The sequence below is a fragment of the Bacillus fungorum genome, from assembly GCF_002746455.1.
GTDB lineage: Bacteria > Bacillota > Bacilli > Bacillales > Bacillaceae_G > Bacillus_A > Bacillus_A fungorum.
Genome location: NZ_NWUW01000042.1, coordinates 1 through 26,666, shown reverse-complemented (window position 1 = coordinate 26,666; position 26,666 = coordinate 1). Strand labels below are relative to the sequence as shown.

General features: G+C 34.3%; 18 protein-coding genes and 3 pseudogenes. 8 read left to right on the top strand and 13 right to left on the bottom strand.

What is annotated here, in order from left to right; all coding sequences use genetic code 11:
• Positions 1 to 232 precede the first annotated feature (232 nt).
• Complete coding sequence (locus CO726_RS28355) at positions 233 to 1,138, bottom strand: DNA/RNA non-specific endonuclease (RefSeq protein WP_099686491.1); 906 nt, start codon at positions 1,136 to 1,138, stop codon at positions 233 to 235.
• A 1,084-nt stretch (positions 1,139 to 2,222) separates the two neighbouring features.
• Between CO726_RS28355 and CO726_RS28345 the strand changes: the two genes are divergently transcribed.
• Positions 2,223 to 3,392, top strand: a complete 1,170-nt coding sequence (locus CO726_RS28345) for a hypothetical protein (protein ID WP_136699893.1) — start codon at positions 2,223 to 2,225, stop codon at positions 3,390 to 3,392.
• Between the two features lie 17 nt (positions 3,393 to 3,409).
• Positions 3,410 to 5,086, top strand: a complete 1,677-nt coding sequence (locus tag CO726_RS28340; RefSeq protein ID WP_099686488.1) for a Dyp-type peroxidase — start codon at positions 3,410 to 3,412, stop codon at positions 5,084 to 5,086.
• Between the two features lie 111 nt (positions 5,087 to 5,197).
• On the opposite strand, the gene CO726_RS28335 is transcribed toward CO726_RS28340, so the two are convergent.
• Together CO726_RS28335 and CO726_RS28330 are read right to left on the bottom strand one after the other, a co-directional pair.
• Positions 5,198 to 6,226, bottom strand: coding sequence for an NAD(P)/FAD-dependent oxidoreductase (locus CO726_RS28335; RefSeq protein ID WP_099686492.1), 1,029 nt, complete (start codon positions 6,224 to 6,226; stop codon positions 5,198 to 5,200).
• Positions 6,210 to 8,630, bottom strand: a complete 2,421-nt coding sequence (locus CO726_RS28330; protein ID WP_099686487.1) for a hypothetical protein — start codon at positions 8,628 to 8,630, stop codon at positions 6,210 to 6,212. Before CO726_RS28330 ends, CO726_RS28335 begins: the two co-directional genes overlap by 17 nt.
• A 456-nt stretch (positions 8,631 to 9,086) precedes the next feature.
• Here CO726_RS28330 and CO726_RS28325 point away from each other — a divergent pair, with 456 nt between their 5' ends.
• On the top strand, positions 9,087 to 9,479 hold the full coding sequence (locus tag CO726_RS28325; RefSeq protein ID WP_245916794.1) for a hypothetical protein: 393 nt from the start codon (positions 9,087 to 9,089) through the stop codon (positions 9,477 to 9,479).
• A 1,041-nt stretch (positions 9,480 to 10,520) separates the two neighbouring features.
• Positions 10,521 to 12,083 carry a S8 family peptidase gene (locus CO726_RS28315; RefSeq protein ID WP_099686486.1) on the top strand — a complete coding sequence of 521 codons (1,563 nt, stop codon included), beginning with the start codon at positions 10,521 to 10,523 and terminating at the stop codon, positions 12,081 to 12,083.
• A 453-nt stretch (positions 12,084 to 12,536) separates the two neighbouring features.
• On the opposite strand, the pseudogene CO726_RS28310 reads toward CO726_RS28315, so the two are convergent.
• The 3 genes and pseudogenes from CO726_RS28310 to CO726_RS32690 all read right to left on the bottom strand — a co-directional run.
• Positions 12,537 to 12,872, bottom strand: a pseudogene (locus CO726_RS28310) (transporter associated domain-containing protein); the annotation flags it as partial.
• Between the two features lie 1,208 nt (positions 12,873 to 14,080).
• Positions 14,081 to 14,545, bottom strand: coding sequence for a DUF5065 domain-containing protein (locus tag CO726_RS28305; protein WP_099686485.1), 465 nt, complete (start codon positions 14,543 to 14,545; stop codon positions 14,081 to 14,083).
• A gap of 28 nt (positions 14,546 to 14,573) precedes the next feature.
• Positions 14,574 to 14,961: pseudogene (locus CO726_RS32690) on the bottom strand (hypothetical protein).
• Between the two features lie 300 nt (positions 14,962 to 15,261).
• Between CO726_RS32690 and CO726_RS28295 the strand changes: the two are divergent.
• Positions 15,262 to 15,666 carry a DUF3221 domain-containing protein gene (locus tag CO726_RS28295; protein WP_099686483.1) on the top strand — a complete coding sequence of 135 codons (405 nt, stop codon included), beginning with the start codon at positions 15,262 to 15,264 and terminating at the stop codon, positions 15,664 to 15,666.
• A gap of 342 nt (positions 15,667 to 16,008) precedes the next feature.
• Here the strand turns inward: CO726_RS28295 and CO726_RS28290 are convergent, their stop codons facing one another.
• Positions 16,009 to 18,129, bottom strand: coding sequence for a Kelch repeat-containing protein (locus tag CO726_RS28290; protein WP_099686482.1), 2,121 nt, complete (start codon positions 18,127 to 18,129; stop codon positions 16,009 to 16,011).
• Positions 18,130 to 18,437: 308 nt separating this feature from the next.
• On the opposite strand from CO726_RS28290, the gene CO726_RS28285 reads away from it, so the two are divergent.
• From CO726_RS28285 to CO726_RS28280, 3 genes and pseudogenes are all read left to right on the top strand, one after another.
• The gene (locus tag CO726_RS28285; RefSeq protein ID WP_099686481.1) at positions 18,438 to 19,862 is read left to right on the top strand and encodes an IS4 family transposase; all 1,425 of its coding nucleotides are present in this window, start codon (positions 18,438 to 18,440) and stop codon (positions 19,860 to 19,862) included.
• Between the two features lie 136 nt (positions 19,863 to 19,998).
• Positions 19,999 to 20,190, top strand: a pseudogene (locus CO726_RS33275) (IS4 family transposase); the annotation flags it as partial.
• 391 nt (positions 20,191 to 20,581) lie between these two features.
• Complete coding sequence (locus CO726_RS28280) at positions 20,582 to 21,124, top strand: stress protein (protein WP_098762538.1); 543 nt, start codon at positions 20,582 to 20,584, stop codon at positions 21,122 to 21,124.
• Positions 21,125 to 21,447: 323 nt separating this feature from the next.
• Here the strand turns inward: CO726_RS28280 and CO726_RS28275 are convergent, their stop codons facing one another.
• From CO726_RS28275 to CO726_RS28250, 6 genes are all read right to left on the bottom strand, one after another.
• Complete coding sequence (locus CO726_RS28275) at positions 21,448 to 22,131, bottom strand: IS6 family transposase (RefSeq protein WP_099686480.1); 684 nt, start codon at positions 22,129 to 22,131, stop codon at positions 21,448 to 21,450.
• 126 nt (positions 22,132 to 22,257) lie between these two features.
• On the bottom strand, positions 22,258 to 22,926 hold the full coding sequence (locus CO726_RS28270) for an ABC transporter ATP-binding protein (protein ID WP_099686479.1): 669 nt from the start codon (positions 22,924 to 22,926) through the stop codon (positions 22,258 to 22,260).
• A 6-nt stretch (positions 22,927 to 22,932) separates the two neighbouring features.
• Positions 22,933 to 23,493, bottom strand: a complete 561-nt coding sequence (locus CO726_RS28265) for a stage II sporulation protein M (protein ID WP_099686478.1) — start codon at positions 23,491 to 23,493, stop codon at positions 22,933 to 22,935.
• Positions 23,490 to 24,965, bottom strand: coding sequence for a hypothetical protein (locus CO726_RS28260; RefSeq protein ID WP_099686477.1), 1,476 nt, complete (start codon positions 24,963 to 24,965; stop codon positions 23,490 to 23,492). Before CO726_RS28260 ends, CO726_RS28265 begins: the two co-directional genes overlap by 4 nt.
• Before the next feature lie 102 nt (positions 24,966 to 25,067).
• Complete coding sequence (locus tag CO726_RS28255) at positions 25,068 to 25,394, bottom strand: hypothetical protein (RefSeq protein ID WP_099686476.1); 327 nt, start codon at positions 25,392 to 25,394, stop codon at positions 25,068 to 25,070.
• Positions 25,395 to 25,934, bottom strand: coding sequence for a hypothetical protein (locus tag CO726_RS28250; RefSeq protein ID WP_099686475.1), 540 nt, complete (start codon positions 25,932 to 25,934; stop codon positions 25,395 to 25,397).
• Between the last annotated feature and the right edge of the window lie 732 nt (positions 25,935 to 26,666).

Below are 26,666 nucleotides of genomic sequence, written 5' to 3'. Positions count from 1 at the left end.
CTTCCTCAAACAAGCGGAAAAGAACCGCTCGTTTGAGGAAGAAAATCGAAAAAATAACAAAAGCCACGAAGAAAATAAATTTTCTCTGTGGCTTTTAGTCATTTAAAGGAGCTTTTGGGACAACTCCGTTTTTTGTTTTTATCTAAAGTCTTTTCCTCTTTTTATACAATAGTGATTAAATAAAATAATACTAAATATGGATTAGAAAAATGAATGATTATTATTTTTTGAACTACCCTAATATTAAATCTGTTTGATTACGAATAATATGTGCTTCAGGAGTAACAATGTTGGCTCTTTCAGTATTAATGTTAGCATGAAAACGTAGCGGATTCGTCCCATAAAGATGTTCATCAAATATTATTCCTGTAACTTCAGTTATAGTTGTTAAAGGAACTTGGTATGTTGTTAGTACATCCATTCTTTCTAACAAGTGATATTTTGTAGAAGACCGACTTTCCTCATGCAGGTTAAGTAGCCAGTAATCATCCTGTATTATTTTGAATGCTACTGAATGAAGATTATCATCAATACCAATATAAAAAGCAACTTTCCAAAAGCCAGCTGGTATCTTAATCCCACAACCTAAAGGTTTTTGGTATCCACAGTACTCTCTATCATTTTCTGTAAAGATAGGTCCTGTAAAAATTGAAAATTTCTTGTCTCTACTCTTGCTTCTACTAATAATCCAATTTTCTATATCGCCCCATTTTGTATGATGAAATTCCTTATGTTGAGGAGCAATATTTGCAAAGCAAAATGAATCACAATTTGCTTTTTTTGCCTCATCTGAATTTCCCCAGTCTACATCGTCTCTTCTAACAAGGTGACCTCTATCCCATAAGTCTGCTTGTCCTCCAGCATATAGCCATTTTCCTACTTGATTTTCATTTTTAATCCGCTCATCCAGATGCCAGTTATCGCATCTATCAAGATGCATATTTCTTTCTACATCGGTATTATTTGCTCCATAAATAGCAAATTTCCTTTCTTTATTCATAACAATTGAAAAATGTGTAAATGGATAAATTTTACCTCCTTCTAATGCAACTTGACTTATATCCTCACGTAAACGCGGAAATGAAATTGGGAACTCTTCTCCTAAAAAAATAGTATCAAAGCCTTCATTTAAACCCATTATTAAAAAGCCTCCTTATCTGTAAATTTTATGTGGGTCATTTTTTCTTCCTGTTGCAAAAAATCTAAGAAATAAACCTCTACGCAACATCCATCAGCTGTAGACATGTTGGCACCTCATCACTTTTTCAATTGAAGCAAATTTTCCGCTCTGTTTAGATTCTCCTAATATTTACGGTATTTATGCATATTAAAGTAAACACTATAATCTAGCGATTACGCCAATTATTATCGAATCTATAAGATAGTTCTTTAATCTATTAGCTGTCACATAGATATTATTTTTTCTATAATAAAAAACCAAATAATAGTTAATACTATACTTTAGTTTGGAGTTTTTTTAAGTGATAAGGCATTCAAACCCTCCCAATTGGACTAAAAGGAAAATGGAAATGCGCAAGCTAGAAATGAAACCTTCTCTTAAATCGGTAGAGTAACACCGGTAAATAGAGGAAGAATCATGAGGATCATTTGCATGTTCAGGGCTTTCTCTGTCATTTTGGCTATTTTCGGAAGAATTCCTATGATTCTCAGGTATTAGAAGAAAATACATCTGAGAATTTTCCCGAAATTCAAAGGTTTTATGGATTGACTGAGATGAAGACGTTTACTGAGCAGACTCGTGAGCTAATGACAAAATCCAGATGCTTAGTACCAGATATACTAGCGGATACAGCAATAGACTTTACAGCATTATGTCCCTGAGATGTGAAACAGATAACCTATGCATTTGATATTGGAACAAATGATATTTCTGAAAAAAGAGGTAAAGCGATACGAATTGCTTTCGAGACGTGAGAAAACGCAACTCCATTAACATTAATGTTCCGGGAGCGTTTATGTTTCCTTCGATTCCTCCAAACTTCATTAAGCGTTCCCTGACACTAGATGATATTGCAAGAGCAGAAAGACTTTATCAAATCCATTAAACGGAAAACACAACTTCCTCATTCGAGGATACTGTTCTAGTGAAAATTTGGAGACTAATTGTTAATGCAATAGTATCGTCAGGAATCAAGAGAATCAGATGTTTAAATAAGTCTACTGTTTATCAATTAAAATCAACTAAGAGAGGAATAATCATAATGACAATTGTAGGACGTTTTCATTCTCCAGGTAACTTAAAGGACTTTGACTCTATCCCTAATCAGGTCGAGGCTTGGCATGAAATCATCTCCACCTTTTTCGATCTTAACATCCAGGACGTTCAACAGGAATTGGTCACATTAGGAGGCACCCCCCAATTTTATAACCCGTCTGTTACCGAAACATCATCAGACATGCAAACGCTTGACATTACGTGGAACGCCTTTCCGCGAGTGATTCAAATCCGTAATCACAACAATCCAGATCTATATCTGCCAGCGGCAGAAAAACTGAATCCTAACGGGATTCGGCAGCATGATGAGTATTGCGAGTGGCATACAGAAAGAGACCAAGAAAATAAAGTGTTACGAGTAACCTTTACTTGTGAGGGACCTGAGTATTGGCAATCATTAGCGGATGGATATCCTGTAGGATATAGTGGGCCAAGAACAGCAGGCGCTCAGGGTAGCAAAGACTTGCTCTTGGCACTGTATCAAAAATACATTAGTAATGAGGTAAGCTTGACGGATCTCCTGAATCCGGATGGAACCTATAACCCGAACAACAAGTGGAATACCACGCATGGCGCGATGCATCTGATTCAACCAAACAACACCCTATTCGCTGAAATTAACATTGCAGCTCGTGCAACGATATTACGTAAGGATGCCCAGGGGGAAATGATCAATGAGCCGACTGCTCTGATCAATTGTTCTCTTTTCGGTGAACCTCAGCGATTCAGCGATCCGACTATCGGATTTCAGGTAAACAAATTGGCTCAACAAGGTTCAATGATTACGCTGCAAGATCCCGTGGGACTCTATATTTCCGACTTAGATACAAGTGGTTTTGAAGCGCCTGATGGTAGTGATCCCGCTCAATACTGGACCATTTTACGCGGTCAGACAGGGCAGATTTTACGAGCCGTCTATGAAGTTCCTGCATCTGCAAATTTCAAAGTAGGTGATATGACAATCGATGGTCGTCCTATCGAATTCGGTGGACAAATTGCTGAAAGTATTACAATGAAATTGACTGGAGTAGCCAGTAAGCATCATTCTATACAAAACCCTTTACTTCCTTGTCTTGGCTCCTCGGATGAAGCAGTTAGACCAGCGGGGCTTGTCGCTGGAGACAATGAAATATTACCAACGCGTGGCACCAAGTAAAAAGGAGGAAAGTTGCTATGGCATCCTTTGAAAATGAAGAACCCAATAGAGATAATATAGCCTCTCTAGAGCAAGAACCTTTATTACATGTAGATCAGATTCAAGGTAATATATTGGGTGGATTTAACAAAGATTTTCAGCAGTTTCTCTTTTTCGAAATTGTTGACCCTAATTTGACAAAACAGTGGATTCAGTCCATCAGTTCACAAATTTCCACCACACAAGAGGTCGTGATGTTCAACCGCTTGTATCAAATGATGTGGGCCCGAAGAGGATCGGAACCAACTGGCTTAATTGCTACTTGGATGAATATTGCCTTTTCATATGCTGGACTAAAAAAGCTAGTTTCGGAAGAATCGCTTAAGGATTTTTCCAAGAGTGGACCGTTTGCATTTGGAATGAAAAAGCGTTCGGGAAAACTCGGCGATCCTAGGGACCAAACTTCGGAAGGGAACCCTAAAAACTGGGTGATTGGTGGAGACGCTAACTCTCCGGATATTCTTCTCGTTATTGCCAGTGACTCGGAGTTGGAGCTCACGAAAAAGGTGCAGGACATAAAGACGAATTCAACCGTCGAAAGCGGATTGAAATTAGTTTATGAAGAAGCTGGAAGAGATCGTAACGACCTGCCAGGACGTGAACATTTTGGATTTCGGGACGGCATTTCACAACCGGCCGTACGGGGGCGTTTCTCCACTGCACCAGGAGATATGCTCACAAAACGTTGGGTTGATCCATCAGATGAAGCTTTTCTCACTGATGCGGAACTTGGTGAAAAATTAGTATGGCCAGGGGAGTTCGTTTTCGGATATCCAGCCCAAAGCGATGCATCTCTAGATCCGGTTCCGATGGAGGACAAAGACTTGCCTATAAATTATGGTGTTCCCGTTTGGGCAAAAAATGGTTCCTTTCTCGTTGTGCGTAGACTTCGCCAGGATGTGGCTGGCTTTTGGGAATTCCTTACAGAAAAGGGCAAAGAGTTAAATATGTGCCCAACACTTATGGGGACGAAAATGGTAGGACGCTGGCCAAGCGGGGCACCGCTTATGCGTTCTTCTGAGGCGGACAACCATGAGCTAGCTAAAGATGATCATGCAAATAACCATTTCTTGTATGAATCTAACACTCCTGATGTAAAGTTGAGCCCCGACTTGAATTATACCGATCCTTTCCCAAAAGCAAAAGAAGACTTTTTTGGAAAGTTGTGCCCTATATCGGCACATATCCGAAAGGTCAACCCAAGGGACTCAGCTACGGATATTGTAGGTGCCTTTTCCGCCCTAACCCGACGGATACTCAGACGTGGGATCCCTTTTGGCAGCCCACTAAATGTGGATATGTCGATGCCTCCATACAGTGATACTGAAAATGGAAACCGGGGATTGATGTTTTTGTGTTATCAAACCAGAATCGAATTTCAATTCGAATTTCTAACCCAAAGATGGGCAAATTCACCAGAATTCCCTACTGGATCGAGATGCACGAGCTCAGGCGATGTTTGTCCGACACCCGGAGAGGACCCGATTATTGGACAAAACGGTAATGACAGTAACGGCAATAGGAGCCGCAGTTTCACGTATGCGCCGAACCAATCAATGAATATTATGAAGGAATTTGTTATTCCCACAGGCGGAGAGTATTATTTCCAGCCCTCAATCGATGCGTTGAAAACTGTCATAGGGAATCAGGCTTAAACCTAGATACAAACCAATGTTGATAAAAATCAAATCAAAACCCCGATCCTCCGTTACCGGACTTGATCGGGGTCTTTTTACACAAGTGATATGTTCAGTAAGCAAACTCATCTAGAACCCTCGGAAACTTGGAATAAGCGCGTAGAGCTTCTTTAATTTTTCTACATCATGCTCAAACCAATTGCGGATCCATTTGCAGTATCCAAGAATTATATTGTCCTCTTTTTGTCCCGTTTTCACGATTTTTTCAATTGAGTGTGCCGCCATCATCCCTGACATGATAGCTTTGAGGACACCATGAGCAGAAGCTGGGTCTAGTACAGCAGCAGCGTCTCCAACTAAAAAGTAACCAGGTCCCCCAGGTTGAGTAATTATCCGCCATGTAACATCAGCGCCATTCGGTTTACCCATAGGCTTCAGTCCTTGGAATTCTTCAGGAATCCAATCGCTTTTCAATACTACATTGTCAAAAGACAATTGAGTCCATTGGTAGACATCCGAACGTATTTTAGCAGTCCATGTCCATCCCATATCGTCTGCAACAATAGCTGGCGCATCATCATGAAGAGGACATTTTCCTTGCACATACCCAAAACGTGCAATCAATTGAGGCGAATACTTGTCAACCTTTAACTTCAACTTCCGAGCTAACCACTGCCTTCTTCCTGTAGCATCAATCAAAAAAGGAGAATATATCTCACCCATGGAAGTTAAGACACCTATGATTTGATTTTTATGAACAATAGGTTGCAAAGCATGACATGGTTGACGTACCTCCACGCCTAAAGAAATCGCTCGTTCAAGTAGAATCATGTCAAAATCGGCACGCCAAGCTTGAAATCCATACCATGAACCATTCTCATCTGAACCAAAAGGTACAAAGTGTCTCTCTCCATCCCATTTCACCCAATTTCCTTTATGACGAAGAAATCCTGCTTTCTGGACTTTATCTGCAACACCTAATTCCTTTAGTAGGGGCTCAATTCCAGGGTGGAGTGTTTCTCCGGGACGATAGCGTGGGAAAGACTCGCCATCAATAATAACTACACGAAGCCCTCTACTAGCACAGGAGATTGCAGCAGCGGTTCCAGATGGCCCACTGCCAACAACAACGACATCAAAATTATAACTCTTTGACATTTTTACATACCCATTTACCCACTTCATTTTTTTCATTTGTATATTTCGCTAAAATATGTAATAAATCAATGAAAAGGATTACTCTTTCTTTAATTTTAAATTGAACTTTTTGAACATCCTCAGGGTATATCGTAGCTCCCGACTTATAAACCTCAAATCTATAAACTGGACCTGACAAAGTAGTACAAGTCTGAGATTGAGCATCATCCAACTCATCATTTAGGGCTGTAACCACCTGAAACGATAAAACTTTCCATTCTGCTTTTTGTTTATATAAGCTTTTACCAGAAAGTCCTAAAGCCTTATAAACATAAGCCATCGCTAACAGTCTTTGTTTATATTCGCTAATATCAATTTTCCCAGTAATTGATAATGAGAACTTATTTTTTATAGCATTCTGAACATAGTCGGCATGGGATATTCGAGTGTACTCAACTATACCTATCTCTTTATCTTCTCGAGGTCCAGTAACACCATCCCAAGCAACCATTCCCACCATGCCAATTTCTTCATCAGTAAGAGGAGCAACAGTAGGCCAGCTTGTCTCAAAGGTTCTTGCAGCGTCTGGAGCTACTGCAGGCCAAAATGTACTTAAAGCTGCACAGAGTTTAGCATCTTCTGGGAATGGACTTCCAAGACCATAAGCAGCGATGAACTCTTTTCCATCCTTATCAATGTCAAAACTGACATCCCAACCCGGAGCAAATACCCCAGATGCAGCGTCTGGGAGATATGAGTGTCTAGTTGTCATAGCAACTCTGGATTTTATCCCTTGAGGGACTTTTTCATAGGGCAAAGATACGATCGCAGTCATGGTATCATCATTTATACTAAATAAACGAGCTTCTTCGTTTTTTAATTCAATATTAACAGGGTACCGCGCATCAGATAACGTTAAGGGCAGACTCTCTTTATCTTCCCATATATAGAGTTTGATTGAATCATCAACTTCATTTTCATACCATTCCATCAACTCTCTTTGATCACAGTTAGGAAAAAAGTCAGGTGCTGTTATTATGGAGTAAGCCGCATGATTACCAGATAACCTAAATTTTGTTTCTGGACATATGAAATTTAAATTAGTTAATTCTGGACAAAAGGCTTCTATCCATCCATCACCTGTATAATCTACATAATGCAACGCTTCATATCCACCTTTACTAATTTTCTTTATCATATCTTCAAATTTCATTTTGTTAAGATTGTTTGGAGGTAATGTATTATTCAAAATTTCATCGCGTACATAAACGTATTCGGGTACTGGCCTTCCATATATTACATTTCCCTTCTTCTCATCACCTTGAATTTCTTTATAAAAGCGAAATTGTAAACTGGAGGAAAAAGGCCGAATGTCTAAACCAGGCTGCTCCCCTTCTTTTGTTTTATTACTCTCAGGAACTGTAAATGATAGTGGTATATCTTGATACATTGCTGGTTCAATAAGAGTAGCGTGTGGAAACGGAATAAGTACATTAGATCCAAAATCAGGGTTGTTAGACCAATCTGCAATTCCCTCTGTAAAACAGAATGGTGGTTTGTTGATGTTCAGCTCTTCTCGACTAGTATTATCTTCTCTATCTCCAACATAGTCTTTATCACTTAATATAAGATGTAAGCGACGAATTTTTTCGTTAATATGATGAGATTTGAGCTCTATATGTAAATCAAGAGCATTTCCCTTATTATCAAATAGACACTCAGTACCACTAAAAAGTTTATGAATAGGAACCCAGAACTTTCTATTTTTATCGTCCTCCGATATTTCACCAATACTCATTGGTCCAAAATTACCTTTATTCCCTTGTCTTTGTATTGCTATATAAGCTGAGTAACAAGCAGGCAGGACTCGAAAGGCAGATTCATTATCTTTAACAAAGGGAAGAAATCCGCGGTATTGAGGTTCATAGAGTGGTTCAGAAGTTCCAACTCTCGCAACCCCTGTGCGTGAAAAACATACATCAGCATGTTTTTGATGAACAGTCTCCGGTGCAGGACGATATTCAGTAGCAAAGACTACAATTGCTAAGTCACCTCCTGCACGGTGAAATAGTTCTGATAAAGTAGGAGGTTTGAAACCATAAACATAATTTTCTACTACATCAAGTTCTGCTAAAGTTGGAAACATACTTAACCGCGAACCATCAATAGCTTTATTAACATTTGGAGAAGCCAAAGCGTGATAAAGTAGACTTCTAGCCGGTTGACCTGGTTCAATCCCTTTTTTCCCCTCAAGCGCGAAATCTTCAAATCCTGCAATCGTTCGATCAATTTTCAGCTCTTTTTGAAGTTCAGACTCTAAGTCAGAAGCACCTATGTCCAAGCCATGTTTATAAAGTAACTCTCCCCATCCATGCGGAGCAAGTCGATTACATATTTGTTTGACTTGTTCTTTTAATGATGACATATTTTTCTTCCTTTCTTGTAATTGATAAAGTATAGGACTACATACTATTATTACCAAGATGTGAAGTGTTTTAATCCTGAATAACAAACTTAATGATTCAAATATATCTCATTTTTAGCCTCCGAAAAGCTATCAGTTAAATGAATTACTAAGGAAAACGGTTGATGGTTCTATTAAAATTATTAATTCCATATAAATTTATTTTTAAATATTATTTGTAATGTTCTCAAAACCAAGTGTTATTCGCTATTTCTTCACCTAAAATTTTTCATTTTTATTATGAATAAATATATAATTTAACAAATTATATATTTAGAATAAACAATTTTATTAAGGTGAAATGCGTGATAAATCCATTTCGAATATTTATCAGGAAATGTGGGATGCAGATATGCTTGGAAATGGGATACAACCTACATTTTCTAAAGATATGGAGATAAAAACAAGGGATACGTATTGGTTGAACCTATTAAAGTTGATACGAAAGAAGAAAAACAAGACCATATGTTATTAAAAGAAGTACACTTACCAAATAGTAAAATAAAATCATATAATTTAGTTGAGAAATTATTCAATAATTTCTTTTTAGATCCACACTTAAGAGAAGATAATACTGTAGAAGTACAAAAAGAAGTAGATGAACTTTTAAAGCACGCTATACAATCTGATCCTATGAAGGTTTGTAGAACTTTTGTTAAAAAAAGAAAAGGTAAGAGTTTATCTGATGAACAATGGTGTACGTATTTACATAACATATGGTTTTTACAGTTCAGCAGTAGCTCTGGTGTAAACTTAAGTGGATTGAACATGTATTCGTTGGAGAAAAACAGAAAAAAGGCAGTAGCTTAAATGGATATCATTTCTGGTATAAATATTATCTGGAAGATCAACTTGGAGAAAATGATAAAATTACTTATTTAGGGTCGCGTGGAGATAACACGAGTCCATGATATTCATAAATTCATCCTGCTGTATTCGTATTGTCACGGTCACTCCTAATACCGCGTAATATTAACCCGTCAACTAATCCTCCGTCTTCAATTAATCCAGCACCCATTCTTCTCCAAAGTTTAATTTAGCAAATTACTTATTTGCTCCTTTCGAAGCGAAGATTAGTTTCCCCTCATCAAATAATATCAAGCGCATTTTGAGAATCATTATTTATTTTTTCAGTATTGTTGAGAAAATATCTGTAAACTTTTTACCTGCTTTCCAGAAATCATTCTTATTATGTTACAGATAAATATAAATAAACTTTCAACAAGGATATAAAAAATCCAGTTTTTTACATGCGAATTGTTGCTAAAAACTACATCTTGAACAACAATCAAAACCCTTACTTTTTGATAGAATAACGAAAATGTTTATTTTTATTCCATTTGAATAGTAGGTCAATTATTCGTACAACATAAAGTTGGCGCTGCTCTAGTGATGTAAATAAACAATCCAGACTTTAAAGTAAGTAATATTTTTATCACTAACAGCAATGTCTATAGTTGTTTACTGTGTTAACAACATGATGTGAACTACTCGCCACTTAGCAAAGCTTGAAGTGGGAGCTTCTCAATTCCTCGACGAAAGCAACCTTTCGTCTCCCTGAGCGTTGCTTTGGGGTGTTTAACGCTTGAACGCTCTTTTGGTACGGTTGATATTTTACGCAGGAACCGAATGGCTTGGTTTTCGCACTTTATTTTCTTCCTGCAACCTCATATATCAAGTTATCAAAGAACTTCATATAGCCAGTTGATCAAATGTTTTTGGCTATGCCAAGCCGAAATGCATCTCACGCCTACCGTTGGACAATCGCCCTTCAAACGCTCGAGGAAAGAGAAGTCTTTCGGATAATTCGTTAAATATGAGACAGAATAAGTTGAAAGGAAAGTATAAATAATGAGTGAATTGTATTATTGGTATGAGGGACAGAAAATCCCTCTTCATTTGTCAATGACTAAACGTGCTGTTAAGTTTGATAGCCCCCCTTCTCCTTCAGAAAGTCGAAGAGAGATTTCCAACACCATAGAGGCGTTTTCTCCCGATTCAAATGTGGTTGATTTGGCTAACGGAATATTTCTATTCAATGTAGTTTCTCAGGAAAACGAAAGAGTAACTTCTTCTTCAGCTTCCGCCCCACAAGGTGCAAAGCCTTTAATGGTCTTTGAAGCTGAAGATAAAACACCGATGATTTTGACTGAGGAGTTTATTGCACAATTTAGGCCCGAAATTACACGAAAAAAAATTGATAAATTCAATGAAAAAAATAATGTGGTCATTGTTGCGGAAAACGAATGGGAGCCAAATTCTTTTGTGCTTGCAGTTGTCAACGGCAAAGAAGGTGATGCCCTTGAAATGGCTAACAAGTATCAACAAAACGAAATAATAGTTGTCCATGCTCATCCAAATTTTATCCGGTTACTAAAACCTAGTTTTGTTCCCAATGACTCCCTGTTCCCAAAACAGTGGGCACTTCGAAATACCGGACAAGGCGGTGGTATAGCAGGACAAGATATTCATGCAACAGATGCATGGGATATTACAAAAGGTAGTTCAAATGTTATCATCTCCATTATTGACGAAGGCGTTGATTATTCCCATGAGGACTTTAATTGCTCAGGAAAATTAGTAACCGGATATGACGCTGTGCGACGAATTGACGACCCAACACCTAACCGACCAGATGCTCACGGAACTGCTTGTGCGGGAATAGCGGCTGCATGTGGAAACAACGGACGGGGAGTTAGTGGTGTTGCTCCAGGATGCAAAATTATGGGAGTACGAATCGGTTATGGTGCGGTAGTTAATGGAGAAGACATATGGATAACAACTGATTCCCAAACAGCTGATGGTATCACCAAGGCTGTGAACCGTGGGGCTGATATACTTAGCAATAGTTGGGGCGGTGGTCCACCTTCAACTATTATTACTAGCGCCATCCGTCGAGCTAAAACCGTAGGACGTGGCGGTAAAGGTTGCGTGGTATGCTTTGCTGCGGGTAATGATAATCGAGCAGTATCATATCCTGGAACTCTTAATGAAGTAATTACCGTTGCAGCTTGCAACGAATATGGCGAACGAAAAAGTCCTACTAGCCGCGATGGAGAAACGTGGTGGGGCAGTAACTTTGGACCTGAAGTGGATGTCTGTGCCCCTGGTGTACACATTGTTACTACGGATATTATGGGAAATGGTGGTTATAATCCGTCGAGTAATTATGTTGCCACTTTTAATGGAACTTCAGCAGCTACACCACATGTTGCAGGGGTAGCTGCACTTATATTATCAGTTAATCCATCTTTGACTGCACAACAAGTAGAAGGTATTCTTCGTCAATCAACTGATGATCTTGGACAAGTTGGTCGTGATGATTTCACTGGATTTGGACGTATCAATGCTCGTAAAGCAGCTGAAATTGCACAGAGGATACTACCGGTACCGGAATCATCAATCCTAACTTAGTTTTATTACATTCAAAATACAGATAGGGTCGCTACATAGCGAGAAACTCTAGAAATTCTTTTATAAGTTTTACTAAGCCTATTGCTCTGTTGAGCAATAGGCTTTATTTTTGGGTTTGTGAAGTAAAATAACAAAAAAGCATATCAGAGGTCATCATATCCAGTAAACTAAAGTTAAATTAATGCCCTATAACGAAAAAACAATCATTCCCTATTTCGGTAACGTGCTAACAGCTAAAGAGTTTGTGAATCAATAAGGTTACTGAGGACATCTGCCTCATTACTGGTAAGGCAGCGATTAAATTATCTAAAAGAAAAAGCTATCATCCTAGTAGTCCATTCAGGTAAACATAGATTAGTGCCTTGATTTTTCTACAAACAGTTAGAATGGTGAGAAAAATTAATAAAGTTAACCTCTCCACTCTCTACAATTTTTCTATATAAAAAGCAGCAACTATACAGTTGCTGCTTCTAACATTTCTTTTCGTATTTCAACACGCTTAATTTGGTGAGAGTCTTTCGAAAGAATTTTAAATACATATCTTTCACTAAATAATGTTTGTCCTTTCTGGACATCATAATTCTTCATTAGAATCCACCCACCAATTGTATCAACATCACTATCATTCATATGTAATCCTAGTACATAATTTTATTCACTAATAAGTACTTTACCTTCTACTACAACATGTTCTTTATTCATTTGCTGAATTGGTGACAGCTCATCTCCATAATATTCATCACGGATTTCACCTACAATTTCTTCTAAAATATCCTCAATTTTAATGATAGATTATGTATTGGTATGGTTTCATTTACTTCAATACCTCGTAAGTGTATGGCTGTGTGAGGTCGCTTACTCAGGCACTCACCCAATTATACATAGACAATCAGCTAAAAGGTATACAGTCAAATATAATATTGTAAAAACTAAGTTTAAGATAAGGAGTGATTGTCTTTGTATTATCGTCAATATCAACTTGAATATCCACCTGAATATTATGAATGTATGACAAAATGCCAAAATCCACCTTATTCATATCCTTCTTATGAATGTGACATGCATTGTGCCCCTAAATACCTACCAAGACCTAGCTACTTGTCCATTCCATACTCAATGCAGACCTCACAAACACCTACAGCACTCTATGGATATACCCCTTACTCAATACTAGTAACTCGGCCTCCTTGGGAAAATGATCCTTGTTATATAGAATGCAGAAGTTTGGGAGTGGATGATTACCACTGTCGAATTAGATGCGGGTGGTTGTAGCAACAAACTTAGAACAAAAATTAAAAAATCCATCTTATCTGAGGTTTAATTTCTTCGTAATGTTTTAAGTAACGTTTGCCTTAGATTGTAAGAACGCTTCATCACTCTGTAGTTGTCTAAACGTTCCCCGTCGATGTTTAACAAAGGTTTTTCACCAAATTAATGAAGTCCACGGTTTCGCAAATTCAATGTTTTAAACGCTGAATAATTTTTCCGACTAACTTTTTCGTAGCTAATCTCATTTGCATCAGTATGTTTGAGTACTTCCAACAAATCTTGAAGACAGTACCCGATCATACCATCTTTTCGGCCTATTGCTTCACTGAACAATAGAATATATCTCCGTATTTCATAAAATAGTCAAAGAGATGCTCGACTTTATCAGATAATACTTTTGATATTTCTATATCAACGAAATAATTGGAGCGCTCTGGTGATAAGCCCTTTGTAATACGTTCCCGTCTGTACGCCTCATTTCTCGCCTGTAGTTCTTCAATCTTTTTATCTTAATAGTCGTAATCGATTATTGATGCTCCCATTAAGTTACCCTTTTTCTGGTAAAATAAAAACGGATACTCCCATCGTTGGAGCGTCCGCTATAAATATACTTTATAAATGGTTAATATTTTTCTACACTAAAAATTCCTAAAAAGAATCTATTATTATATCCTCGATACCTCTTACCTGACTCTGAAAACTCCTAAAAGGGAGTTTTATTATTGATATTATTTTAAATAAAATACGTCTGTGTTAAACGTTCCTAAATATACAGAACCTGAAGATGTTGTTTTGTACGTATCAACTTTCAAACGATATTTGCCTTTTTCATAAATGCCTACGCCATCATAATTGACTCTACCAATATCAATGTTCATTCCTACATATTCTCCAGGTACAAACCAAGAAATTAAAGGTTTGTTCACATTTTCCCACGTGCCATTTGCGCGCTGAATTTGTGGTTGCATACGAAGCTCCACTTCATAAGCTTTGTTGTCATTTTTAATTTTAATATTTATATATGAATCTGTACCAACATAATGATTCGCTTTTGTTGTATTTACGCTAGCTCCGTAACCTGAAGCCGCAGCTGCTTTTGATACGGGGTTAACAAATTCTAGAGTAGCTACACCTCCTAATGCGATTGCTGAAGCTAACATTGTCATACCCATTTTCTTTTTCCATGGTTTCATGTGAAATTCCTCCCAATTTTCAATTATTTTATCGTGTTAATTTAACTGACGCTGTGTACATTGTATTAATTGAACCCGCAGCATTTTCAACTTTCACACGGAAAGTACCTGTTTCTGCGATTGATTCACCATTGCCTGTTGAAACGATAATTTCTTCATTTGTACCAGCTGGTAACATAGAACCCCAGTTGAAATCAACATCATAATACCCCCCAGCCAGTTGCGTATTGCTTTTCAATAAAAGCTTTGTAATACACATCATAATCTTTATCATTTGTAGCTTTTACAATGAGGTTTTGTCCCATGTAAAGTTGTGTGGCATGTAATTGGATTGTGAAATTGTTCAACATTACGCTAGGGCCACAAATGTAACGGTAATTTTCATCTGCATGTGCTTTCGGTGTTTCTAAATTCATTACTGTTACACCGCCAATTGCTAAAGCTCCTGCTAACGCTACTGATTTGAATCTGTTGATGTGAATGTCATTTGTGCTTCCCCCAGGATTTAAAAGTAAATCAACAATCTAATTCATTAACAGAACAATAATAGTTCACCTAGTGAATTATAACACATAACACCTTCAAAAAATACATAATATTAACATTTATGGGATATTTGTGACAAATTTGTTAAACATCTTAATATTAAAAGGCCTTATATGTGCACAACTAGAAATTCGATAGTGTAGGGATTAAATATAAGGGGGATATATATTATGTTTAACAAAAAACAAACATTCGTAACAACCGTAACAGCTTTAACATTAGGATGTGGATTTACCTTCGGATTAACACCAGCCCTTGCAGATTCTAATAAGAATTCTGCCAACAATACTCCTGTTCATTCTATTCAGAATCAAGAACAAGAACCTTTTACTGGATATGTCATTTCAGTAGATGACAATTATTTAGTGGTTGCTGCTACTTCTACAAAAGATGAAGCGCTCGCTTATCAACACGATTGGTGGGATCTAGTTTCTCAAAATAAGATTTTAAGAGTTCCTATTTCCAATAACGAAGACTACCAATTAGGTGAAAAATTAAACGTATATGCAGTTGGTTGGACTGCATCATTACCACCAATTGCTGTTATGCCTACAATTGAAAAAGTATTTCAGTAGGTAATATTTTCGATAATAAAGCTATCCCATATAAAAAGGAGTCGAATAACGACTCCTTTTTATATTCACTTTTCTTTTTACGTTTTCCAGAATTCCTAAGTTGATGGGACACATACCCATCAACTTAGGAATTTTATAACGCCCCCAAAACAAAAAAATGTATATTTTCACCTAGAGATGTCAAATTTCTCATTTTGGGGTATTTGCTTTTCTTAACTTGATGGTGATAGGGTATGCGTAGTTTATCTTGAATTGATAAATTCATAAAAAACGTTATCCTTTCTAATCTAGATTGTTTAGAGAGGATAACGTTTTGTTTGTATTTAAAGGTATTAAAATCTCTTACTTTGTATTTTCTTCATTACCAACGAATTTCCAGGTTGGGGAAGCTGTTTCAGAATAGACCTCTATACTGTTGACAGGTGTTGTTTTAGCTTGGAAGGCACCCCCACCAATTATATAAATTTGATTATCCATCGTAACTGAGATAGAACCCCATCTTGCTTTATTTAAATCTGCTATTTGCGACCAAGTATTCGTAGTTGGATCGTATGTCTCGACAGTTTTTACAATTTCCCCCGTAGCCGATCCACCTATGGCATATATTTTTCCATTCAATACAGATGCACTTAAGGTATTTCGCGCAACCTTCATACCTGCTTTATTAGTCCAAGTATTAGTGTTAGGATCATATTCTTGTAAATAATTATATCTAGCTGAATTCTGCCCTCCACCTACAGCATAAATTTTATCATTCAGCACCGTTACTCCAACATGATGTAACGCATACGGCATATTTTTTTTCATAGACCATGTATGAGTTGCTGGATCATATTCTTGCACTGTACTTATCGCTTGCAACTGTCCGGTTAAACCACCAACTACATATATTTTATTATTAAGCGCTACTGTTCCCCCGCCTGAAAGAGCAACAGGCATAGACATTGTAGTTAACCAGGAGTCCGTTGTAGGATCATATACTTCTACAATATTGGTAGCTCCTCCATATGCAAATGCATTTCCACGGTAACCACCAATCGCATAAATTTTATTGTCCACTACCGCTACACCTAAATCTGTACGCGCTGTTGGCATATTTGCTTTATTTGACCATTTATTAGTTTCCGGATCATATTCTTGCACTACATTAGATGCAGTTGAACCTAAAGCTCCACCAATCACATAAAACTTCCCATTCACCTTAGCTACCCCAGCGCCTACTCTTCCTTCAAACAAGGTCAAGCTAATTTCATTTGAGTTTTCACTTTCACCAGCTGTATTTTTAGCTGAGACGGTATAAAAATAAGTTTTGCCATTCTCTACATACAAATCTGTATAAGAAGTATCTGTAACATCCGTTGCAATAGTTGTATATGGTCCTCCTTTATTAGTAGAACGTTTCACATTATAACTTGTTGCATTATTAACGGATGTCCAAGTCAAAATATTTTTTCTATCACCAGATCTCCCTGACAGATTGGTCGGTACATTCGGAAGAGCAGAATAAACCTCTATACTGTTGACAGGTGTTGTTTTACCTTGGAAGGCACCTCCACCAATTACATAAATTTGATTATCCATCGTAACTGAGATAGAACCCCATCTTGCTTTATTTAAATCTGCTATTTGCGACCAAGTATTCGTAGTTGGATCGTATGTCTCGACAGTTTTTACAATTTCCCCCGTAACCGATCCACCTATGGCGTATATTTTCCCATTCAATACAGATGCACTTAAGGTATTTCGTGCAACCTTCATTCCTGCTTTATTAGTCCAAGTATTAGTATTAGGATCAAATTCTTGTAAATAATTATATCTAGCTGAATTCTGTCCTCCACCTACAGCATAAATTTTATCATTCAGCACCGTTACTCCAACATGATGTAACGCATACGGCATATTTTTTTTCATGGACCATGTATGAGTCGTTGGATCATATTCTTGCACTGTACTTATTGCTTGCAATTGTCCGGTTAAACCACCAACTACATATATTTTATTATTACACGCTACTGTCCCTCCGCCTGAAAGAGCAACAGGCATAGACGTTGTAGTTGACCAAGAGTTCGTTGTAGGATCGTACACCTCTACAATATTGGTAGCCCCTCTATATGTAAATGCATTTCCACGGTAACCACCAATCGCATAAATTTTATTGTCCACTACCGCTACACCTAAATCTGTACGCGCTGTTGGCATATTTGCTTTATTTGACCATTTATTAGTTTCCGGATCATATTCTTGCACTACATTAGATACAGTTGAACCTAAAGCTCCACCAATCACATAAAACTTTCCATTTACCTCAGCTACCCCAGCACCCGCTCTTCCTTCAAAAAGCGTATCTTTCAACTTCCAAACATTATTATCCGCTTCACTCGCATATGATACGGAAGAAAAAACATTAGGCAGTAACCCAAACATAAGCGTAATAATTAATAAATATGACAAATATTTTTTCATCAAATCTCTCCTCGATTTATTATATCATTATATCACTATATCAAATTTAATGGAACTAAATAGAAGCGTCAAGGTAATTGTGGTATTATTTCAGGGATTTTATCGTATCTCCATCAATCTACAAAAACAAACTAACTCAAAGCAATAAAATTAAGTAAGTTATACAAAATATTCCTTCTTGAATCCGTATAAAATTTTAAATTGATAGGGATAGGGTCACCTTACATACCCATCATTTTAATACCCTCAAATACTTAAAAGCGTTATCCTTTCTAAGCAAGATAAATTAGAAAGGATGACGTTTTCTTATGAATCTCTCGATTCAAGATGAACTACTACCATTTGCAGAAAAATTACAACGATATGTTACCCCTGTATTCTTAGAAGAACTTGCAAGAGAAATCGGATTTATAAAACGAAAACGTAAGTTTTCTGGATCAGACTTAGCTACCATTTGTATTTGGATCAGCCAACGGGTAGGAAGTGATCCCTTAGTCCGATTATGTAGCAGGCTTCATGCAGCTACTGGTACTTTACTCAGCCCTGAGGGCTTAAATAAACGTTTAAATGCTAAAGCAGTTTTGTTTTTACAACATATTTTTTCTTTACTGTTACAACAAAAAGTATGTGAACAAACGCAAATCTCTAACCATCTCTTCTCTTATTTTCAGCGAATCCGTATCCTAGATGCTACCTTATTTCAAGTGCCAAATGATTTAGAGAATGTATATCCAGGCTCTGGAGGATGTGCCCAGACAGCCGGAATCAAAATTCAATTAGAATACGATCTACACAGTGGGGAATTTCTTAACTTTCAAGTTGGACCAGGAAAAAATAATGACAAAACATTTGGGACAGAGTGCTTAGATACCTTACGACCAGGAGATTTATGTATTCGTGATTTGGGTTATTTTTCATTGGAGGACTTAGATAAAATGGATCAACGAGGTACATACTATATTTCTCGTTTAAAATTAAACACGAATGTATATGTCAAAAATCCAAATCCAGAATACTTTAAAAATGGTGCAATTAAGAAACAATCGGAATACATACAAATCGATGTAAAACAGATTTTGAAACAATTACAACCTGAAGAAACATTTGAATTAGAAAGTGCTTATATTGGTGATAAACAACAACTGTTTGCACACGTCATTTTTAATAGATTAACAGAAAAACGACGAGCGAAGATTGCTGAAAAAGAAAAATCAAAAAATAGAACGTACTCAGAGAAAAGTAAAATGGTAGCGGGATTAAACGTGTATGTGACGAATACACCTTGGGAGTGGGTTCCGATGGAACAAGTACATGAGTTATATACTTTACGTTGGCAAATAGAGATTATCTTTAAAACGTGGAAATCACTCTTCAAAATAGACCATTATCGTCATGTAAAACAGGAACGATTAGAGTGCCAATTATACGGAAAGCTAATCGCTATTTTCCTATGCTCCTCTACTATGTTTAAAATGCGCCAACTTCTTTTACAAAAAAAGAAAAGAGAATTAAGTGAATATAAAGCAATTGGAATAATTCAAGATCATTTATATCTAATGTATCAAGCTATACAACAAAACACTCAAGAAATAGCAAAGATTCTAATCCGCCTATTCCACCTACTACAGAAAAACGGACGGAAATCTCATAGGTATGAGAAGAAAACAGTCTTTGATATTATGCGTGTTATCTATAAATATAGTGGATTTAGAAAACAAAAGAAAACTGCATAATCTTTAAAAATAATACCTATTTAGGTTTATTTGGCATGCTCATTTTTAAGGAGAAAAAGTGTTTTAAGAGTTTTTTATTTTATTTGAACGAAAGTTCATTTTATTTCCGTTCTTAAGTTGATGGGGATGGGACAGTAAAAAACAATTTTTGTATGTTTTACTTAATCTTAAAGACATTATGCATTAGATAAAGCTAGGAAATACTTATAAACTTCAAAATGTCTATATCCAACAACAAGAATTATCCTTGTGAATTTTAATATACATAATTACAACAACTCAAGTTTATAAACTTAGGAAACAGCAAACCTATGTTGAAAAGAAGAAATAAGTTACACACTCTGAAAAAGTAAACGATTAACATAAATCAACGTTAATAGATTAGCTTTTAATCAAATATTTTCATAAAACAACAAATCTACTATCATCCATAGTCTTCATATATTTGCAACAGAACCCAAGATACTAAAATAAATGAAAGTTTTTTCATATATTAACAAAAAATTCAGTTAATGTTTTTTTATTCCTATAAATGTATATAAACCTTAAATTAAGCTTCTTATATACATAAAATTTGTTTATTTATGAATTTTTATTATTTTTTTACTATTAACAATTTAATATGTTTTCCATTAAATTGTTTGCCTCTCTTGTATAAGAAATATATACTTTGAAGTGTAAGGGTTAATACCTTATAAAAATTTAAAGGAGGTTTTTTTATGAAAAAAATGAAAAAGTTAGTGAACGTTGCTTTAGCTGGAGCTATCGGTATAGGAGGATTGGGGGCGTTTGCACCAACAGATGCAAGTGCAGCTGAAATCTCTCCTTCTAAATCAAGTATTCCTACTAACTTATCTACTGAATTACCCACTAATTTTGTAGAGTCTAAGTTACCAAACGCAGCGAAAGCTAGTGCAAATTTAGATGTAAGTATAGATGTATTAGGTATCGCTAATTTGATTAGAAATGCCATCAATAGTCAAACTAATCGTTCAGGATTTGTAAAAGGCGTAATGGAATCAACATTTTATTCTGCTGGTCAACGCTATAATGTTATGGTTTTTAATTTAAACCAAAACTATGATGATCGTTTTAACGGTGTTAAATTCTTTGGAACAACAGTATATGATGGAATCACTTTTGGAATTTGGGTATTTGAAGATGGGGAATTCACGAATAAAGGTGATGGTGGATGGATTAACTGGGCATTTAGAGGTTGGTTCGATCGCGATGGTGGCCATGTTAAATTTTATCGTCCATAAAAATAAACCACAAAATCAGCCAATTTTGCGGTTTATTAAATAAAAAGTATTATTAAGCCTAGGAGATCATATTCTAAAATCAACTCCTAGTAAAAACAGTATAGATGATATTTATTAAAAAGAAAAGCACTCCGAGGAGTGTTTTTCTTTTTTGTTTAAAATTAAAAACTTGAAATTTTTAGTAATAAAAACTAATCCCCCCTCTATCTTATTGATTAACATAATTTTCGACATTAAACACTTAGATTGTTAGTATTTTTGGTTCTGGTGCAAATAAAGGATACATTCCAAAAATCAATGAGGATTCCTACCGGAATCGTTCTTTACGCTTTTAATCCAAATAATTGATGAATGAATTGTTTTTGATTTTGAACAGACTGATCCCGTAAATCAATCTGTTCTTTTTTTATCATATGCATGGCTTCTACTCCTGCAAGAATAAATGTAGCTGTGCGAAAAGATTTAAGTCCTACCATAGAGCGTATACGTTTTTTAATGAAACGATGGCCTTGCTCTACGATGTTATTTAGATATTTTATCTGTCTGATTTGAATGCCTAACGGCATTTTTTTCTCTTTCTTCAATCCGCTGATAGCAATGGGATAGGCGGGATTTTTATCAACTGTGATTGCACGAGGTTTTGAAACATGAAAAGACCGCAAAGCCTTATGGTTTCTAGATTTACTGAGATAAAAATCAATCGTGTTCCCTTCAGAATCAACGGCACGATATAGGTACATCCATTGTCCTTTTACTTTTATGTACGTTTCATCTACTCTCCAAGAGTCATTCGTTTGTTTGAGATGACGTCGAATTCGTTTATCTAACTCCGGCCCATATTGATGGACCCACCGCATAATCGTTGTACGAGCCAAGGATAGTCCTCTTTCCTCCATCATTTCTACCAAATCACGAAAACTAAGATTGTACCGTAGGTACCAACGTACAGTTAATAGAATAATATCTGGCTGATAGTGCTTCCATTTAAACAAAGTTTCCTTTTTCATACTGATTACACACCCTTATGTAGAGTAATAGTATCAGTATGTCCAAGATTTATAGATTCATTGCACAAGTGTTATATTTTTTGCACCAGAACCAGAAAGCTCTTAATTTGTTTAAATAATTTATAATCATATTTTATTTAAAATAAAATCTTCAAATTCAGACTCTGTAAACTTATTAACAACCTGATGAATAACTCCATCTCTTAATAATAAAATTTCATCACCAATTTTATTAGCTATTGGTAACATATGTGTTGAAATAAATACAATATTTCCGTTAATCGCATAATCCTCTAATTTTTTACGCATAACAGCAATATTTATAGGATCTAAAGAAACTAATGGTTCATCCAATAACAAAACTTTTGGCTTAACTAAAAAAGCAGTAGCTAAAGCTAATTGATGTTTCATTCCATGAGAATAATTAACAACTAATTCTTTTGAAAAAGACTGCATGCCTGCATTTTGAATATATGTTTCTAATTCAATTTTAGTCATATTCATATTATGTAATTTTTGAATAAAATCTAAATTGTCAACACCAGATAAAAAATCTAAGAAAACTGGATTTTCAGAAACATAATGGAAAATTTCATCTTGATTTTGTTTTTGATTAAACTTTATAGTGCCAGAATCGTAATTAAGCATACCAGCTAATATTTTCATTAATGTAGTTTTTCCAGCCCCATTTCTACCTAACAAACAATAAATTTTCCCGGATTCTAAATTTAAACTTACTTCTTTTAATATTTCTTGCTTATATATTTTCTTTAAATTTTGTACTATAACTTTCATAAAATCTCACTCCACAATTATTTTTAAAAGATTCGGAGTTATAAATCCTTCAATTAAAGAAGCAATAAGAAAAATAATTAACATTAAAAACATTATCTGGATTATACTTTTAAAATCTTCAACATAAAATATATTTCTTTTGTATAGTTTGTTGATTAAATATCTAAAACTCATTGTAGATAAATAAAAGTTTAAAGCAATTCCAATTATTTCTACGAAACCATGTGTCATTAATACAGCAAAAGAATACAAAAATGAACCACTATGTACATAAGCGCTATATGCAGCATATGAAATTAAATAAAAATCATACAAAAAAAATATTGTTGATATTACACCAAAAGATAATAAACCTAAAAAAATGAAAGTAAAAGCAGAAGAAATGTTATGAATAAATATATCTTGCCAATTTACATACTGTATTAATTCTTGATTATCTATTTTTTGAACTTCAGGGTTACCAAACGCTATAAAGCAATATACGGACATAAACAAAATGGTATAAACCGCCAAAATACAAACCACAGTTTTATTTAAAATTTTTCTAAAGTTAATTAAACTTATCATAAAAAACCTCTTATTTTATCAGTTTTATTTAAAATTAAAACTTTTAAAAGATATACACATATAATAGGAGTTAGATAGCCAAAAATAATATGATTGAAATTAAAATAATTTAGTAACAACTCAATACCTATAATAACTATAAAATAAATGAGCATAATAACTTTTCCGATTTCCTTGAAAATCTTGTCGTCAAATTGAGACTCTAACATATAAACACATGCACAATAAATATAAATCCCACAAAAAACTAATAAAAATCCAGATAATAAAAAACTAATTATAAACACATTAAATTTCAGTACTTGTGAAATACATAAAATAGTAATCATTAATGCAAATTGTATAAATAAAAATATTGAAACCATTAGAGTAGCATTAAATAAAGACAATCTATTTCTTTTACAAAGCAAAACTATTTGAGAAATATCATTATTCAAAAATAAAGTTAATAGCATATAACTAGAAAAAAACGCTATATTTTCTACTTTATTGCTAAAGAATATTAATATAAGAAAGGTTCCTATATACGCAATAAAAAAATTTGTATTAATGATCCCATAACTTCTAAGGAAATTCATATATATATACGTATATTTTTCTTTAAAGAAATTATAATCAGTAAAATGAAATTTATATGTCTTTTCAATACATAGTTTGTTAGTCAAAAAAATTAAAATAATAGTTAAAAAAATTAATATGATTAATCCGGAAATATAACTAATCATACTAATTCTATAATCATAAAAATTAATTTTAGATGTAACTGTATTTGTTAATAACTTAACTAGATTCCCATTAAACATGTTATCAAATAAAAGGCTTATAAAATTACTAATCTGATTCTTATTTAAAGATATAATTAGACAAACACTTAAATAAAAAACAGGAAGAAAAAATTTATTAACTCCATTAATATAAATATAATCGAATATATAAAATAAAAATTTTACAAAGCCTATCACAAACCCTAGATATAATAAAAGTAATAGAATTTGTACCATAAATATAAATCCATTAATACCATTAAGAATTGCCTGCATTAACAAAAAAGGAAAAGAAAAAAAAGAAACCCCAAACCAAGTTAATATAACACCTAAATATTCATTAGTTAAAATCAATTTTCTTTTTTGTTTTATAGCTAGATTACTTTTTATAGCATAATTACGAATGTCGTGACTAATACCATAATTAATAATAAATAACGAACATAAAACAATATAAAGGATAATTAAGAGGTTTGTTTTTTCTACTGACATTGGAATATAGTGAAATAAAATTTGAAATAAAGAAGCTAATATAAGCCAAAAAATATACAGAATAACAAGAGCAGATTTTATATAAGGCTTCAAATTCAAAAAGAATCGATTTATCATATTTGATTTCAAACCAACTCCATCACTAACATATAAAATATTATTTAAAATTATTTTTGAAATTTTATTAGTTAACAAATAAATTAATTTTAAATCCAACCTAAATCACACTTTCTTAACATAAAATATCTTAAATACAAGAAACTAATTGTAAACTAAATATTTAAAACCCTCTTTTCACAATCAAGATCTTTAATAATTTTAGTGCTTAGCTAACATTTCAACATGATTGTCTAATAAATACGTAATAGCCGCATCACCTAAAACGCTTACAACAATACCCAAAACATTCCAACTCATAAATACAGTTAACGCTTTTTTAATATCTTTACCAGCTTTCCATGCTCTACGAGCTCTATAACATCCTGTAAGAGCTGCTGCATAAGATATACTTGGAACAAGATTAGAAATATTAAATGAAATTCCCATATTTGCAATTAAAAGAATTGCTCCCATAATAGATCCTAAAGCCAATATACCTAATACTTCTTTTTTATTTTGCGAACTTTTAACAACTAAAGTATTCAATTAATTTACCTCCCAAAATGAAATTTTAGAAAAAACAAGATAACTTATAAAAATAAAAATTGTGAAAAGAAGAGGTTTTAGCGAATTAATATTTGCAAGTACTTTTAAAAGTACGAACATAACAATGAGACTTAAAATTAAAAACGGATTACTCATTAAGAGAATTAAATCAGAATGCCCTTTAAATACTAATAGTTCCCATATAACAATTAACGAAAGAAAAGAAGAAAAAATTAAAAATACTCTATAAAAGATTTTAAATTCAATGGGAATTTTAAAAATGAATTTTGCAATTAAATGTGTAATTAAAGCACCAAAAAAAAGCTGTACAATAACATAAAATAACATAATCACAAAAATAATCCCTATTATGGCAATAGCAGGTGCACCTTCTGTATTGATCATATTAATTACATCTTGAACTTCCTTAAGACCTATACTCTTATATATAGATATAAATATAGATATCATAGATAAAATAAAAGATATCCCAAATAAAATATAAGTAGCAAATTTATTATTTTTAATCCAATTAATCATTTTTCAAACCGCCTTTTAAAAATTTATAAAATGAATATAAATATACTCACACTACATAAATATTGAACTAACCTTATTTTATAATTAAGGGTTGAGCTGGATACATGTATTTTGGAATCATAGGTTGTATTTTATTTTTATCCCGTATTAACGACCAGTAAAACTCCCACCTCAAAATTCGGTTGGAGCAAGGGAGTTTGGTGGGAGATCAACTGCCCGTAAACGCCCGATTGGTTCAACTAATAATCAGTGGGTGATGAACAAAACCTCCACTGATTAAAGTTTCAGTTTATTATCAGATTTCTGTGAAATAAAAAGGTGTTTTACTAAGAATGTTTTGAATTATTTTTGATATAGTATTTTGTTAGATTTAGTTTAAAGGTTAGGATATTTCATATTTTCAAATACAAAACGGAATATCAATGAAAAATAACTATTGGGGAAAAAACGTACCAATGTTTAATTCATAGAAGAAAATTTAGATATTTTATAAATTTAATTTAATTATAAACAGAACTTTATATAAATGGAATATTTTACTAACAATTCTAATATGATGCTAATTTAGAAAATCTTGATACATTCATTTTTTTACTTGAAAAAAATGAAAAACAACTCTGTCAATACAATTTTTAAATAAAACACTTTAAAAATGTCTCCTTTTCTAGAAGAATAAAAAGAAAGGAGGCGTTTTTATGTTTTATAATCAACAAAATCTTGAGATTACACAAA

What these genes read in the sequence shown, in the direction of transcription:
- CO726_RS28290 (WP_099686482.1), bottom strand. Translation starts at nt 18,129, where the DNA reads ATGAAAAAATATTTGTCATATTTATTAATTATTACGCTTATGTTTGGG.
- CO726_RS28265 (WP_099686478.1), bottom strand. Translation starts at nt 23,493, where the DNA reads ATGATAAGTTTAATTAACTTTAGAAAAATTTTAAATAAAACTGTGGTT.
- CO726_RS28295 (WP_099686483.1), top strand. Translation starts at nt 15,262, where the DNA reads ATGTTTAACAAAAAACAAACATTCGTAACAACCGTAACAGCTTTAACA.
- CO726_RS28330 (WP_099686487.1), bottom strand. Translation starts at nt 8,630, where the DNA reads ATGTCATCATTAAAAGAACAAGTCAAACAAATATGTAATCGACTTGCT.
- CO726_RS28345 (WP_136699893.1), top strand. Translation starts at nt 2,223, where the DNA reads ATGACAATTGTAGGACGTTTTCATTCTCCAGGTAACTTAAAGGACTTT.
- CO726_RS28340 (WP_099686488.1), top strand. Translation starts at nt 3,410, where the DNA reads ATGGCATCCTTTGAAAATGAAGAACCCAATAGAGATAATATAGCCTCT.
- CO726_RS28315 (WP_099686486.1), top strand. Translation starts at nt 10,521, where the DNA reads ATGAGTGAATTGTATTATTGGTATGAGGGACAGAAAATCCCTCTTCAT.
- CO726_RS28275 (WP_099686480.1), bottom strand. Translation starts at nt 22,131, where the DNA reads ATGAAAAAGGAAACTTTGTTTAAATGGAAGCACTATCAGCCAGATATT.
- CO726_RS28305 (WP_099686485.1), bottom strand. Translation starts at nt 14,545, where the DNA reads ATGAAACCATGGAAAAAGAAAATGGGTATGACAATGTTAGCTTCAGCA.
- CO726_RS28335 (WP_099686492.1), bottom strand. Translation starts at nt 6,226, where the DNA reads ATGTCAAAGAGTTATAATTTTGATGTCGTTGTTGTTGGCAGTGGGCCA.
- CO726_RS28280 (WP_098762538.1), top strand. Translation starts at nt 20,582, where the DNA reads ATGAAAAAAATGAAAAAGTTAGTGAACGTTGCTTTAGCTGGAGCTATC.
- CO726_RS28355 (WP_099686491.1), bottom strand. Translation starts at nt 1,138, where the DNA reads ATGGGTTTAAATGAAGGCTTTGATACTATTTTTTTAGGAGAAGAGTTC.
- CO726_RS28270 (WP_099686479.1), bottom strand. Translation starts at nt 22,926, where the DNA reads ATGAAAGTTATAGTACAAAATTTAAAGAAAATATATAAGCAAGAAATA.
- CO726_RS28285 (WP_099686481.1), top strand. Translation starts at nt 18,438, where the DNA reads ATGAATCTCTCGATTCAAGATGAACTACTACCATTTGCAGAAAAATTA.
- CO726_RS28250 (WP_099686475.1), bottom strand. Translation starts at nt 25,934, where the DNA reads ATGATTAATTGGATTAAAAATAATAAATTTGCTACTTATATTTTATTT.